This window comes from Roseiconus nitratireducens, from assembly GCF_008629675.1.
Taxonomy (GTDB): domain Bacteria; phylum Planctomycetota; class Planctomycetia; order Pirellulales; family Pirellulaceae; genus Stieleria; species Stieleria nitratireducens.
The window spans coordinates 1-12,478 of sequence record NZ_VWOX01000040.1 but is presented as its reverse complement, the minus strand read 5'-3'; the positions used below and the strand labels follow the sequence as shown (position 1 = coordinate 12,478).

At 54.7% G+C, this 12,478-nt stretch carries 15 protein-coding genes; 6 read left to right on the top strand and 9 right to left on the bottom strand.

The window, feature by feature from the left end:
* Positions 1 to 511 precede the first annotated feature (511 nt).
* Complete coding sequence (locus tag FYK55_RS28365; protein WP_150079993.1) at positions 512 to 766, top strand: hypothetical protein; 255 nt, start codon at positions 512 to 514, stop codon at positions 764 to 766.
* A gap of 207 nt (positions 767 to 973) precedes the next feature.
* Positions 974 to 1,567 (top strand): winged helix-turn-helix domain-containing protein, encoded by a 594-nt coding sequence (locus tag FYK55_RS28360; protein WP_161604820.1) that lies wholly within the window; start codon positions 974 to 976, stop codon positions 1,565 to 1,567.
* A gap of 141 nt (positions 1,568 to 1,708) precedes the next feature.
* Here the strand turns inward: FYK55_RS28360 and FYK55_RS28355 are convergent, their stop codons facing one another.
* The 6 genes from FYK55_RS28355 to FYK55_RS28330 form a co-directional block, all read right to left on the bottom strand.
* The gene (locus FYK55_RS28355) at positions 1,709 to 2,758 is read right to left on the bottom strand and encodes a hypothetical protein (protein WP_150079991.1); all 1,050 of its coding nucleotides are present in this window, start codon (positions 2,756 to 2,758) and stop codon (positions 1,709 to 1,711) included.
* 159 nt (positions 2,759 to 2,917) lie between these two features.
* Complete coding sequence (locus FYK55_RS28350) at positions 2,918 to 3,523, bottom strand: hypothetical protein (protein ID WP_150079990.1); 606 nt, start codon at positions 3,521 to 3,523, stop codon at positions 2,918 to 2,920.
* 395 nt (positions 3,524 to 3,918) lie between these two features.
* Complete coding sequence (locus tag FYK55_RS28345) at positions 3,919 to 4,104, bottom strand: hypothetical protein (RefSeq protein ID WP_150079989.1); 186 nt, start codon at positions 4,102 to 4,104, stop codon at positions 3,919 to 3,921.
* Positions 4,105 to 4,215: 111 nt separating this feature from the next.
* Positions 4,216 to 5,064 (bottom strand): TlpA family protein disulfide reductase, encoded by an 849-nt coding sequence (locus tag FYK55_RS28340; RefSeq protein ID WP_150079988.1) that lies wholly within the window; start codon positions 5,062 to 5,064, stop codon positions 4,216 to 4,218.
* Positions 5,065 to 5,349: 285 nt separating this feature from the next.
* On the bottom strand, positions 5,350 to 5,769 hold the full coding sequence (locus FYK55_RS28335; protein WP_150079987.1) for an IS3 family transposase: 420 nt from the start codon (positions 5,767 to 5,769) through the stop codon (positions 5,350 to 5,352).
* Positions 5,770 to 5,798: 29 nt separating this feature from the next.
* Complete coding sequence (locus FYK55_RS28330) at positions 5,799 to 6,083, bottom strand: transposase (protein WP_150079986.1); 285 nt, start codon at positions 6,081 to 6,083, stop codon at positions 5,799 to 5,801.
* 585 nt (positions 6,084 to 6,668) lie between these two features.
* Here FYK55_RS28330 and FYK55_RS30185 point away from each other — a divergent pair.
* The 3 genes from FYK55_RS30185 (at position 6,669) to FYK55_RS28310 (ending at position 8,117) form a co-directional block, all read left to right on the top strand.
* Positions 6,669 to 6,896 carry a DUF433 domain-containing protein gene (locus FYK55_RS30185; protein ID WP_150079985.1) on the top strand — a complete coding sequence of 76 codons (228 nt, stop codon included), beginning with the start codon at positions 6,669 to 6,671 and terminating at the stop codon, positions 6,894 to 6,896.
* A gap of 19 nt (positions 6,897 to 6,915) precedes the next feature.
* Positions 6,916 to 7,272 carry a DUF5615 family PIN-like protein gene (locus FYK55_RS28320; RefSeq protein WP_150079984.1) on the top strand — a complete coding sequence of 119 codons (357 nt, stop codon included), beginning with the start codon at positions 6,916 to 6,918 and terminating at the stop codon, positions 7,270 to 7,272.
* Between the two features lie 449 nt (positions 7,273 to 7,721).
* A complete protein-coding gene (locus FYK55_RS28310; RefSeq protein WP_150079983.1) occupies positions 7,722 to 8,117 on the top strand; it encodes a DUF4345 family protein in 396 nt (131 codons plus the stop codon).
* On the opposite strand, the gene FYK55_RS28305 is transcribed toward FYK55_RS28310, so the two are convergent.
* Both FYK55_RS28305 and FYK55_RS28300 read right to left on the bottom strand, forming a co-directional pair.
* Positions 8,114 to 8,881: a nucleotidyltransferase domain-containing protein gene (locus FYK55_RS28305; RefSeq protein ID WP_150079982.1), complete on the bottom strand. Its 768-nt coding sequence runs from the start codon at positions 8,879 to 8,881 to the stop codon at positions 8,114 to 8,116. The genes FYK55_RS28310 and FYK55_RS28305 overlap by 4 nt on opposite strands.
* The gene (locus tag FYK55_RS28300; RefSeq protein ID WP_235909037.1) at positions 8,878 to 9,813 is read right to left on the bottom strand and encodes a nucleotidyltransferase domain-containing protein; all 936 of its coding nucleotides are present in this window, start codon (positions 9,811 to 9,813) and stop codon (positions 8,878 to 8,880) included. The genes FYK55_RS28305 and FYK55_RS28300 overlap by 4 nt, the downstream gene beginning before the upstream one ends.
* Positions 9,814 to 10,526: 713 nt before the next feature.
* On the opposite strand from FYK55_RS28300, the gene FYK55_RS28295 reads away from it, so the two are divergent.
* The gene (locus FYK55_RS28295; protein ID WP_161604818.1) at positions 10,527 to 10,925 is read left to right on the top strand and encodes a hypothetical protein; all 399 of its coding nucleotides are present in this window, start codon (positions 10,527 to 10,529) and stop codon (positions 10,923 to 10,925) included.
* Positions 10,926 to 11,724: 799 nt separating this feature from the next.
* On the opposite strand, the gene FYK55_RS28290 is transcribed toward FYK55_RS28295, so the two are convergent.
* Positions 11,725 to 12,465 carry an IS3 family transposase gene (locus FYK55_RS28290; RefSeq protein WP_261344975.1) on the bottom strand — a complete coding sequence of 247 codons (741 nt, stop codon included), beginning with the start codon at positions 12,463 to 12,465 and terminating at the stop codon, positions 11,725 to 11,727.
* Positions 12,466 to 12,478: the final 13 nt, after the last annotated feature.

Genomic DNA, 12,478 nt, shown 5'->3' with positions numbered 1-12,478 from the left:
CCCCGGTAAACAAGTACCTGGTACATTTATGCACAACCCCCGAAAGCTTCGTTAGACGCGGCAATGCTGGTAAGTGCGTGGCAATTCCTCCATCCTCTGTTCTGGGCCCTGGCAATGATGGAAGACGGCGAGGTGGACTTGTGGGAATGGTGAAACCCATTTCGGAAGAGAAACTGATATGGTGGCGAAAGGTGCTCTATGAACAACCAACCTTCAATCAAAATGAAAAAGAAGTTGTACGTAAATTCATAGATTCGCAAGAACATCAGCGAAGAATACGATAAAGAGACGTTTCCCACGCCGAGTATTCGCAAGCGTCATTCCTCGGCACCCGACTTCTTGCGATACCAACCTGAATGGCGGCATCGTAGTCAAGCGAACACGCGGGGTTCCGTCCGAACTCTGTTTATTGCGGAAATCAGAAAAACGCTGTGCGGATTCGCTTGCGGTTGCTCCGGCCCCATGGCTCATGTGTGCTAGCGCCAATAACACCATTCACCAGAGCCGAGCAATGACACAGAATGAAACCACCGCCCAGCGAGACGCCGTCCTCCGCGGAATCTTCCGCAGCATGGATCCCGACAGGGCCCAAGAGATCCGCGAAGCCTACTACAAGGCAATGGAAGGCCTGTACGCATTGGCCGAATCGCTCGAGACGGAAGACGACAAGCAGCCAGAGTCCGCCGGGCCGCCTCTGGAAGAACACTTCCGTGCGGTCGCCGCGATCGACGCGATGAAGGGCAGCCGACTGGGAGCGGTTCTTTAATCGCATTCGACGATTGTCGCCAACGCCGGGTCAAGCTGCCCGGCGTTTTCTCGTTAGGGGCGACGGTTCGGCCGCTGTCGCGTCGCGCTGCCGATTCCGGCTGATTCTGCCGTCCTCGCCAGAGCCGCACACGACGCCCGGTGTGGCCCCCTGTGCCGTCTTAGGAAAGCTGCGTAAATGATGGAAGAAGCTCCTCGGATTCGCTTGATGCAATTCGCAAAACCTGGCTCATGTGTGTTGGTGCCGGGCCAGTCGTTCCGCCCGGTGGAAAGCATCAAGCATCTGAATTCAGGAGACAGGCCAATGAAGAAGTCAGACGTGAAAATCGGCGGCGAGTACTACGCCAAGGTGACGGGCAAGAAGGTGGTCGTGCAGATTGATGCGATCAACGGCGACGGCGGTTGGGACGCGACGAACATGTCCACTGGCAAGGCCGTTCGGATTAAAACGGCGGAGAGACTACAGGGGCCGGCACAGGCCGCTGGTTCGGCGGACACGGCCATAGCCAAGAGAGCCCGCAAACGGGTCGCCAAGACCAAAGCCGGCGGCGAGCGGCGAAGCGGTGGCGACAAACCGAAAATGTCGTGCCTCAGCGCCGCCGCCAAGGTCCTGGAGGAACCGGGCGAGCCGATGAACACCCAGGAGATGATCGCCGCGATGGCCGACGCTGGCTACTGGACCAGCCCCGGCGGGAAGACACCGCATGCGACGCTGTACTCGGCGATCCTGCGCGAGTTGAAGAAGGGTGGCGGGTCGCGTTTCGTGAAGGTGGAGAGGGGACGATTCGGGGTACGTGATTGACACGTAATAGTCGACTCCAAACATCGTCCTGACAAGGGTGCGGAGGTTGCCCATGCCTCGCTTCAAAGCTATCCGGAACTGTCCGCAAAGAAGCACGTCGCTTGTTTAGCAAACCGAAACAATTGAACCGACGATGATCTGTCAAAGCTCGGTTATCTCGCCGGCGAACGTCCCATTTTCCAGATCGTCGATAAATGAAATCACGGTCCCTCCATCGTGCTTTATCAACGAATGCTCGGCAGGAAATAGATCCGGCCCAACCCAAAACGGCGGCGAATACTTGACACAGCGAACCGCCTGATCCCGGTCGCGGTTCAAGTAAATCAATAGCGTGTACGGCGACTCCGCATCGATCTCGTAGCGCAACATCCACCTGACATATTTTTGCCCATCGAATCTCTCACCTCCTCGTTCTATGTAGTCTGGTGTTCCGAGTCGCATGAAGATCTCGCGCACTGCAGCGTCCCTCCTGATATCAAACACGAGTTGGGATTCTCTTCTGTCTTTGCAATTGAGCTCGGCGTATCCCGATTCTTCATCAACCACGACGTAGGTTGGATACCTTGGCTTTACCCCAAGCCGCCGGAGCGAGTTTTGCACAAACCGTCTTCCACAGCAAAGCTTAAGCTCTACCTCCGGTATCGCTGTTTCCTCCGAACGCGATCCCTGGATGAAACAGTGCTTCTCGAGCTCCTGCAACGTAGGAATCGTTTCAACGAGATCCAGGACACCTGGTAGGTAGAGGCAGCTATCCAGTGTGAATTTGACCGTTTTCGTGGACCTATCCTCAGCCGGCGACTTGCCGGCATGCAACTCACTCGAAATCTTCTTGAGCTCGGCAATCACTACCGATCGCTCAAACTGGGTCAATTCGTGGTCAACATTTTTATCCGCAACAGGCATCAAGTCGTCCAGCGATACGACCAAACGGGATCCCCACCATGGCCGGATTACCAAGTACGTTTGACCCAACTCAATAAAATAGGAAAGAATCTGCTGCTGCCACGACATTCCCGCGGTTGTCAAATGTGCAAACCGCGAGAATCCATCCAGGTGCTCGCGCAGCGGCAAAGTCAACAACGATGTGCCGCCCTGATCAAGCACATGAATCGCAAAGTTCCCGCGAAGATCGCTGCGATCGATTGAGAACTCCCAACTGTCGCGATTTCGCTTTACGGCCAAATCGATCATTTGCATTGTCATAGCGTCGGTTGGCCAACCTCCCAACATAATCCCACTGAGAAAGGCATTCTCAGCCAATCCATTGTCGAGCAGTCTGCTGCAGCCTCCTTCCACTATTCAGAATCGACGACAACAAGATGCACAACGGACCAACAAAGATACTCAATTTCAAGGATCAGGCTTCACTTCCAGCACCGCTTCGTCATCAATTGTGAGCGTATACGACGCCGAGATAAAACTCCCCAGCGACAACACATACCTGTAGTGGTCACTCCGTAGCGAGAACAGCGGCGTGGACTGCGGTGACCGGGCGACATCAATCGGCTCCTTGTAGGCCAACTCGCCTCGAAACGCTATCGGCTTGCGTGTGTCGATCGCGGCCGCTTCGCTTCGGCTCATCGGGACCTTGAACAGCATCGTTGCACGAATCGTGAAGGGGCTTCGCTTGGTTACCTTGTACCGAGGAATTGGCGAGGAAGTGAAGATAGTCGCCGTACCCGAATTCCACTTCACGCTCGATATCCAAACCTCGAACTCGATGATCGTTCCGTCGAATTCATCGTGAATCGTCTTCTTCAGCGATGCCAGGGAACCCTCCTTATCAAAGGAAGTCCGACCCGGCGGATTTCCACGGGCCAGCAGTTGCATTTGCTTGACGAACTGTTCGGCAGAGACACTTCGTTCGCTGGTTGGCTCAACGTCGTCGTTTGCGAGCACTGCGGCCGGTGAAAGAATCGCGTGCAGGCATGCCGCAAGCAGAATTCGTAGCACCATCTTCGTAGGAGTATATGTCCGCATCATTAACCGCGAGATATCGCTGGTGTCGTCTGATCAGCCAGTGCAAACACAAGAAGCAAAGCGCTGGGACCACTGAAGAGAGAACACGGCTGCTGATTGGAAAATGGCGGCATTCCAAATCGATCCCAAACGCGGCTGTTGCTCCAATAAACATCCACCACACCGCGACCATAAAAATGCGTCGTGAGGTCATCGAGTCGAGAAATGCATTGGCGTACTTTTCGCTAATCTGCATTCTGTGTCGCGGAAAATGACGGGATTTAGTTTTGGTGGAACGTCGGCAATCACACGGTCGCCGCGAGAGATCATCCACTTCAAAAACGACGACTCGGCGACTCGGCGTGCATCGCGTTGTTATCGGCCAAAACAGTCTACCAGGTCGGATGCATCAAAGTCGGTCCTTCGTCACCATCGACTTGATCCTCGTCCCCAATCTGGTATGCATCATAATACTCGAGCAACTCTTCAACACTGTCACTACCTTGAACAATTAGCGGATCGACCAGCGTATCATCAAAGTAGACATATGGGCCGCAGAGTGCGGCGAGGCGGAACATCGCTCGGGAATTCGTGTGAAGAAAGATCGATCTGGTATGGCAGCCAACGATTCCCTACCCCTGATTACTCAGCGCCCTGTCCTCGACATCATAAGATCAAAGCCCCGCTTGTCATCCGCGGTTGCCAATCTGCTCCACCACATTTGAACGATCAACCACCGGAATCGTTTCCAATAAAGGCTCAATCTTCTGCTGCAAGATATCCAGCAGCGTGTCGTCGTAGCTCATCAAAACATCAACGACTACGCCGTCGGTGTCAACAATCAAGAAAGCAGGTAGGCCTGTAACCTTGCACGCGGCCTTCAGGTCGTCCGAGCCATAGGTAAATGTATATGTGTAGTTATGTTCTGCGGCGTAGGCACGGGCGGCGTTTGGGGTCCTGATGATCTGGCCGTCATCAAATTCGGATGTGTTCGCGCCGATGACCATCAAGCCTCGTTCAGCCCACTCATCGTGGAGTTGCTGCATGACCGGCGAGGCTTTGCGGCACGGCCCGCACCACGTTGCCCAGAAATCGAGGAGGACGACCTTGCCTTTCAAGGTTTCATTTGTGAGCGTGTTGCCAGCAATGTCATTGAGCGAGAATGCCGGGAGACGCTTTCCAATCATTGTTTTAGAACCGACCGGCATCTCGCCGCTCCCGACCGAAAACGCACGTGTCGAGAGCAAGCTAGCGGATCCGCTATATCGCGAAAAACTGGGCCGACGTGTCGGTGCGGCCTGACCAGAAATTTCAAAGTTGCCTACGGCCTGAGTGCTTTCAGAATCGACTGATTTCTGGTCGCGGCGATTAGGCGTGGATCCGGTGGTTGGCTGTACTTTATTTGCCTGTTCAGCATCGAACTCGCCGACACCGGCCTGATCCTGAGGAGCTGAAACGGCTACTTCAGATCGGTCACAGCCGAATAGAGCGGTCACCGAGACAGCAATGCTGCAAAGAGTGGTTGTGGAGAGACGCATTCAGTGCCTTGCGACGAAGCGGGTGACGGGGCTCATTGGGTCACGTATGCATGTGGGACAGAATTCGAGTTCAGAAATAGAAAGTGAAAATTGCTCGTCGGCGCGGGCTCTCGGGGCCATCATGCGTAACATGAACCGGACAGGGCGTCAACATCTTTGCAGGGTAACGTTACCGATCACCCGGTCGGCGCGGATGAACTCCGGCTTCCCTCGGATTGCCAGAAGGTCAACCAGCAATTCCACGACGCCATCACCGGTCATCCGCCGTCCTACCTCCAGGGCGATTCACTCGCGAGTGAACTCGTCGATCACGGTCAGGATCTTCAAATGGCGACCGTTGCAGGTCCGGTCAAAAATGAAATCCAAAGCCCACACATGATTGGGACGCTCCGCCCGCCGCCGGACGATTCCCCCACCGCTGTCGCCGAGTCGTCGCTTTTTCACTTTCTTCACGGGTACTTTCAGGCCTTCTCGACGCCAAATCCGATAGACGCGTTTGAAATTCACCCGCCAACCTTGCTGACGAAGGAGGCGAGTGATCTGCCGATAACCGAGCCGGGGAAACTCACGCACCAGCTCCATGATCCGTGTGGTCAGGGATCCTTCATCGCACTTCGTGGTCGCCTTGTACCGCTGGGTACTACGGGCTACTCCAAGAGTCTTGCAGGCCCGACGCTCAGAAACGTTGAAACAGTGCTGCAGCACGTGCACCGCTTCTCGCTTCCGCGCCGGGCTCAGAAGTTTCCCTCGGCGATCTCCTTAAGCATCCGCTTGTCCAGTTCTGCTTCGGCAAGCAGTTCCTTGAGCCGTCGATTCTCAAGTTCGAGCTCCTTGAGACGCTTGGCCTCCTCTGACTTCATTCCGCCATATTGATTCTTCCACCGATTCCAAGTTCCTTCGCTCACCCCGAGCTTTTGGAAAACCTCGGCTTCGGACTTCCCGCCAGCGAGCATCGCCTCGCCTTCCTGGATCGCTCGAACAATCTGTTCAGGACTTCGTCGTCTACCCTTCTTGGTCATCGAAAATCTCCTTCGGCCATTCTACGGCCAGGGGACCTTCATAACAGCTGGATCAAAAAATGGGGAGCACGCCAGAGCGGCTTGCGGAGATTGCCTCGGGGTGAAGCCACCGGGAATCGCTTTTGCTAGCCGCTGGCCCCGGCGGGTGCTGCCATTAGATTTCCGTAGAGCGTTTCACGGCCGACCGACCGAAACGGACGCGGAATTGCTAACCCCTCTCTTGACAACGGCTTGGCGATATCCGAAAACTGAGAACGTGCACGAAGAGGGTTCCCTTCGGGGAGCTTTTTGAAAAACTACGGAACTAAGTACCGTCCAGTTAACGCCTGCGGCCTGAATCAGGCTGGCGGGCGTTTTTGATTTTGGCCCCGATTTTCGCAGTGTTTGCGACGGTTTGCCCTGTCAACAAGAGTTCTCTGTTTCGGCGAGAGAGTTCGGGCTGCCGGTCTTAACCGACTTGGTTGGCCTCGCACCCCGGAGACAACCCCGAGAACTCTCTGACTCTCTGTTTGACATGGCAAAACGGGTTTACACCGGAGCCCGGGCTGACGCGCGAGTTCGCAATTCGAACCCTGAGATGTTGCTATGACTTGGCAAGACCGAATCTCTGTTGACCCTCTCGTTTGTCACGGTCAAGCCTGCGTCATCGGCACTCGCGTAACCGTCTCTGTCGTCCTCGACAACTTGGCGGCAGGTGTCTCCAGAGACGAGATACTCTCGAGCTACCCCAGCCTGAAAGCAGAAGACATCGACGCCTGCATCGCGTACGCTGCCGAACTGGCCCGCGAACGAATCGTGCCACTCACTCCATAAAGCCCTCTCTCGAGATGTGATGGCGAGATTCAAGATCGACGAGAACCTGCCAGTCGATGTGGCCGAAACGCTGAAGGCCGCAGGGCACGACGCGATGACGATCTTCGATCAAAGCATGGTTGGCGATTTGGATCCCAAGGTTGCATCCGTCTGCAAAGCTGAAGGGCGCGCCCTTGCAACTCTCGATCTGGACTTCTCGGACATTCGCACTTATCCGCCGGCTGACTATCCAGGCATCATCATCTTGCGTCCTCGAAACCAGGCTAAGCCAACCGTTTTGGCGTTAGTCAACCAGCTAACTGCTCTATTGGAAACTGACGAGCCTCTCGCTGGCCATCTATGGATCGTCCAAGAAACGGGATTGCGAATCCGTTAGTCAAAAGACTTTGACGACTCGCTACTTTTGAAATGACTGCACACCCGCACTCCGATACCGATTGGGCGAGAATTGAATGCGGTACCGGAAACAAGCGGACAGCTTCTGATGGCCAATCGAATCAATGCCTTGTTCGTTTGCAGTAAGAATCAGTGGCGCAGTCCGACGGCCGAAGCTGTCTATCGGGACGATCCACGAGTATCGGTTCGATCTCTAGGTACGGCAAGGTCCGCGAGGCAGACGATCCACGCTGTCGATCTCGGTTGGGCAGATCTAATTCTCGTGATGGAAGACAAGCATCGCCATCGGTTGCTCGCAGACTATCCCGGCGTTGATCGATCTGCAATTTCTGGGTGCCGGTCGATTATTTTTACCTTGAAGCGAATCGAAACGCCGCGAAACGATGCCTGCTCATCGTTTTTAAACGGTGTTGATGATAAGAGGCGAGCATGTCGAAAACACCAACTGCAATCGTCTTAGTAACCGCAATCACATGGGCAGCGTTTGCGGTTTGGTTGGGCACCAATCCAGATGCGTTGCTGCCCGCGTTCGGTGTCGAGGCTTCATCGCCACAGATGCTGACGGAAGTGCGTGCATTCTACGGCGGAGTCGAGTTTGCTATCGCGACAGCAATGATCCTACTTTGGTGGCGCGGGGAGTTGTTTGCTTCGCTCTTAGTTGGAGGCTTGCCACTGTTCGGATCAGCTTGCGGGCGAATTGCCGGCTTAGCCTTCGATGGCTACTCGACGTTGCATCTTGGCTTCGCAACCCTGGAACTAGTCGGCGCAGCATTTTGCTTGGCCGGGTGTCTCATGATTCCGAAACCGCAGGGCGACACCAACTAGCCGCGCAGACGCAATCGCACGAGCAGATCATCCAGCTCGCCACGAGCCGACGGCATCTCGGGAAGCTTGCTGGCTTCGTAGGCCGACTCGAGTTCGGCGGTCAGACGCTCGTATTCTTGAGTGTGGAATTCCAAGTCGGCAGCTTGAAGCGTTCCTTTCTCGGGTCCGCATCGCTTGCGGTCCACGAGGTCATCGATGTACGAGAGCTTGGCCGACTTATTCAGCGTGATCAGGTTGGCTTCGACCTCCCCGGTGCGCATTAGGTGGATCCCCGTCAGCAGCACGCGATAGACGTACAGCAGCGGCTTGACGCGCGGAGGCGACTCCTTGGCGAAGAGCTTCCACTGGGTCGCGGCAAACCCGAGGTAGTGATGTGCGTGGTGACGCGTGATGCAGTTCCTGGCGATCGACTTGAGTTCCTCGTGCTCGGAAGTGCTGAACACAACCAGCCGCGAGAAGATTTGCTCAAGCACGTACCCGTTACGCTTCAACATCAACCGAAAGAACTTTTCCACGTCGTGCGTGACGAGATCGATTTCGAGACCATCGTAGATACCCTCTTTCTCTACGGTCTGATCTCCTTCATCGAGTCCGACAACGGTCTCCAGTGGCAACATGTGCACGCCACGAAGATCGAAGTCGGAATCGGGAGAAGGGAAACCATAAAGATGAGCTCCACTGATGGTCGCAAACAACAGCGGGTATGGATGAGACTCGACGTGCTGCATCATCTTCGCGTGGTCAATCGTGCTGGCATCGGTCATGGCAATGACTCTCCCATCGCTCGCCGGCGTGCGTCGACCAGGAATGCGTTGGCACGCTCATAGTCGGGACGTTCCGGTAGCTTGGTTGTTTTGAACGCAGACTCAAAATCGTTTTGCAGTTCCTTCCGCCACGAGTCTGCTTCGGCGAACGGCATCTCCCCTCGTTTGATCGTCAACAATCGCTCTCGATACTGGCCGACGTCCACCATCATTTCACCCGAACGCAACACGTGCGTTCCCGACAGCAGCAACCGAACCAAGTGCATCACGTGCTTCCACTTCACTCGCCCCTGATTGCGGATGTCGGTCTGCATCTTCTTGAACTGCGATGCGACATACCCGGAAAACGTCTGGAAGATGAGCTTTGAGAGGAATGCAGATCGCATTTCGAGCAGTTCATCGCCCAGCGGAGTCGCCGACTCAACGATTGGAGAATAGAGGCACTCGAGCACATTCGGGTTCGCCTTCAGTGCGAGCACAATGAACTTCTGCAGTTCCCAGTAAACCTCTTGCGTCTCATCGTTTTCCAGCTGCTCCGGCACCCCGAAGAGCGACCAATGTAGGTCGGCCGCCGGCAGGTAGATTCCACGGCGATCGGTATCCGACGCTTCGTCTTCTAGCCCGTAAGCTTGCGATCCAATCACGCAGCGATAGATCACGCGATCGTACAAGCCCGAACTCATCAGCGGCGCATCGTTATCGCGGATACTGTTGGATTTGAACTCCGAAAGCCGAACGAGTTGGTCGTGATGAATCGGAGCTTCAAAACCGTCACTGAACTTCACGCGATACGCGTGGGTGCGATCGACTGGCGACCGGACGATCACACCGACAGCGCCCGCCGGGTGCGCAATACGATCATTGGCCGCCATGACTTCTTTTTGAGCGACCACCTGCGTGCCGACACTGTAGATAAACGATTGTTCCGTCACCGACGCTTTTCCGTTGAAATCGATTTCGATAAAGTCTCTAACAACAAACGTACCCACGCGTTCAGATCCATCTGCCTCGACTCGAAGGAGGAGATCTCGGTTTCCAGAAATCGCATTGAAATGTGGAAATGGCAGAGAATTAAGATACGCCGTCAGTCGCTCCCGCCCCTTCTCGGTGCCGACCTCAGCAATTGCCTCCGCCAGACTCTTCGGCTTGGAAAATTCGGTCACCGATAGGATCCTTACAGAGCGTGACAAGCAGGAATTGAGTGGACGACACTACAGGACGTTGACTCTGGATACAGGCTCCCGTCAAAAGAAGTGCTTCGCGAACTCGGCAAATTGCCGCCGGATGTCGGATTCAAGCTAACTGGAAACGTGGATTACGATGCTGGTTTTGCCATCTCTTGGAATGGTGGCTGGATCCATGGCAACGCGTCGGGATGCCTATTACCGGTGAGATTCACTCCGAATCATCCACAGGCAATTATTCTTCGTCAAGAAATCGAGTCTGTTTTGGCCAACCCGCAACAGTAGCTTACCTGCGGGGTTGCTTTAAGACAGTTGCGGGACCGCCATTTGATGTCAGTTCTAAATTAAAACCAATTGAGCTACATGCTTAAGGAACATTTGTGTCGCGAGTATACTTAGCTCTGTTTATTGCAATCGCCCTTCGACCGGCAGTTCTAGATGCTGGCGACTACGATCTCTTAATGCATCGAGCTGACCTTGTTGTTGTCGCAAGCTTCGATGGCCGGATTGAAACGAATGAGAAAACTTCGTTGACTGTACCAACCAACTTGCAGAAGTTGGTTACCGTACACGCATATAAATTCAATCCCTCGCTCGTGCTCAAGGGAACGGTTCCGGAAGAGTCTCTTGTTGTCGAAAACTTTGCAATGAAAGATCCGGCCGCGACGAGGGGCAGGCGTCATTCGGCTATGGTCGAGTTTCGCTCCGGCAAACAGAGATTTGGCGGCGTTGGTTGGGTTGCTACTCTCAAGTTTGAGTACCTGGTTTTTTTGAGGAGGTTGCCATCTGGGCGATTCGCCCTGCTCGGGGATTTCGACGAGATGAAGGACTCTGTTAGGATCGTATCTCCAGTCTTTTGAGAACACGACAATGAAACTTAGCAATCACGATTACGGGCCCTTGCAGCCTGCTGCTGCTTTGCCACGCAACCGACTCAAGATCCAAAGATCTCCGTGCCTAACTGATGATCTGTAAAATCTGGTGCGCTGGCATTTTCGGAGGGCTGGTCAAGGCGGTGCCGTCATCGTTGAGGGGTGCAAGCGTGTACGTTGAACCAAGACACTGGCCCTTCTTGTTCGCAATACCATTTGCAGTTGTTGGTTTAGCGAACCTCCTTTTCCCATCGTTGGTGAGTCGAGCCAGCACATTCGTTGCGATAAGAGAGGATCTTCCGGGCGTAGTAATGAGTGAACGACACAGACGTCTTTGGGGCTGGTTCTTGGTCGCTGTCGCGCTCATTCTGTCCACAGTTGGCATCGGAATCACTACGATGTAAGCAGCAATCGGTTGGTTCAAAAACGTCGATGAACTCGTTCGCAGCCGTGACAGCTAAATCGGCAGCTTGCGCATTCCGTCACTCTTGGCAATCTGCGGCAGCTTGATCAGCGAGTGCAAGCTCCATTCAACGACTGAAGGGGCCAACAAGTTCGTTGGTGGATGCTCCAAGCGTCCTGGCAGCAGGGAACCTCTTAGCGCTGGAATCGGACCTGTAGCCCCCCTGCGCGAACGCCGTCTTGGTTAGACTGCTTGAAACAGAGGCCCGACTAAAATCATCGCTCACAGCTTTGTCGAGAATGAATTCAAACCCGTACGATCCTGTTCAAGAATTCCCTCCCGAAGTTGAGAGGAATTGGAGAGCCCCCGTTTTTAATCCAGGTGTTATGGGAGCAAGGGCTGGGTAACAGGTTTGGTTTCGCTGTGCTGCTGGAGTGGAGGCGTAGCCGGAACGGAAGCAGCACAGCGTCGCGCGAACTCGTCCGGGGGCAAGCCACCGAGTGAACTGTGGGGCCGGTAGCCGTTGTAATCTTCTCGCCAAGCCGCGGCGTGGGCACGCGCGTGGCAAACACTCTCGAATTCCTCCATGTTCAGTAGTTCGTCTCGTAGACGGCTATGAAAGCTCTCGGCGTATCCGTTTTGCCAGGGGCTGCCTGGCTCCACGTAGAGCGTCGTAATCTCCAACGAGGCCAACCACTGCCGGATCGCCTTGGCGATAAATTCTGGACCGTTATCGCTCCGGATGCATTCCGGGACACCGTACATCGCAAACAGCTCCGCCAAACGATTGATCACGTCGTCACTGGTCATCCCGCGTCCGACGTCCAGGGTGATGCAGCGCCGAGTGTACTCGTCGACGATGGAAAGCCATTTCAGCGGGTGCCCTGCCTTCGTTCGATCAAAGATGAAGTCCCAGGCCCAAACGTGGTTCATTCGCTCAGCACGAATACGGTGACACGCATTTTGCGACCTGCCTCTTGCACGCTTTTTCTTCGGCTTTTGACGCACTTTCAGGCCCTCGGCTTTCCAAATTCGATGGACGCGTTTGAAACTTACCCGGAAACCTTCCAGACGAAGCAATCTTGTCATTTGGCGATATCCAAACTTCGGACGCTGGCGTGACAGTTCATGCAGGCGA

Bases quoted from the DNA above. Each gene is read 5' to 3' on its own strand.
- FYK55_RS28310 (WP_150079983.1), top strand. From the start codon at position 7,722: ATGTCGAAAACACCAACTGCAATCGTCTTAGTAACCGCAATCACATGG.
- FYK55_RS28340 (WP_150079988.1), bottom strand. From the start codon at position 5,064: ATGCGTCTCTCCACAACCACTCTTTGCAGCATTGCTGTCTCGGTGACC.
- FYK55_RS28295 (WP_161604818.1), top strand. From the start codon at position 10,527: ATGCATCGAGCTGACCTTGTTGTTGTCGCAAGCTTCGATGGCCGGATT.
- FYK55_RS28330 (WP_150079986.1), bottom strand. From the start codon at position 6,083: ATGACCAAGAAGGGTAGACGACGAAGTCCTGAACAGATTGTTCGAGCG.
- FYK55_RS30185 (WP_150079985.1), top strand. From the start codon at position 6,669: ATGACTTGGCAAGACCGAATCTCTGTTGACCCTCTCGTTTGTCACGGT.
- FYK55_RS28320 (WP_150079984.1), top strand. From the start codon at position 6,916: ATGGCGAGATTCAAGATCGACGAGAACCTGCCAGTCGATGTGGCCGAA.
- FYK55_RS28365 (WP_150079993.1), top strand. From the start codon at position 512: ATGACACAGAATGAAACCACCGCCCAGCGAGACGCCGTCCTCCGCGGA.
- FYK55_RS28305 (WP_150079982.1), bottom strand. From the start codon at position 8,881: ATGACCGATGCCAGCACGATTGACCACGCGAAGATGATGCAGCACGTC.
- FYK55_RS28345 (WP_150079989.1), bottom strand. From the start codon at position 4,104: ATGTTCCGCCTCGCCGCACTCTGCGGCCCATATGTCTACTTTGATGAT.
- FYK55_RS28355 (WP_150079991.1), bottom strand. From the start codon at position 2,758: ATGATCGATTTGGCCGTAAAGCGAAATCGCGACAGTTGGGAGTTCTCA.
- FYK55_RS28360 (WP_161604820.1), top strand. From the start codon at position 974: ATGCAATTCGCAAAACCTGGCTCATGTGTGTTGGTGCCGGGCCAGTCG.
- FYK55_RS28350 (WP_150079990.1), bottom strand. From the start codon at position 3,523: ATGGTGCTACGAATTCTGCTTGCGGCATGCCTGCACGCGATTCTTTCA.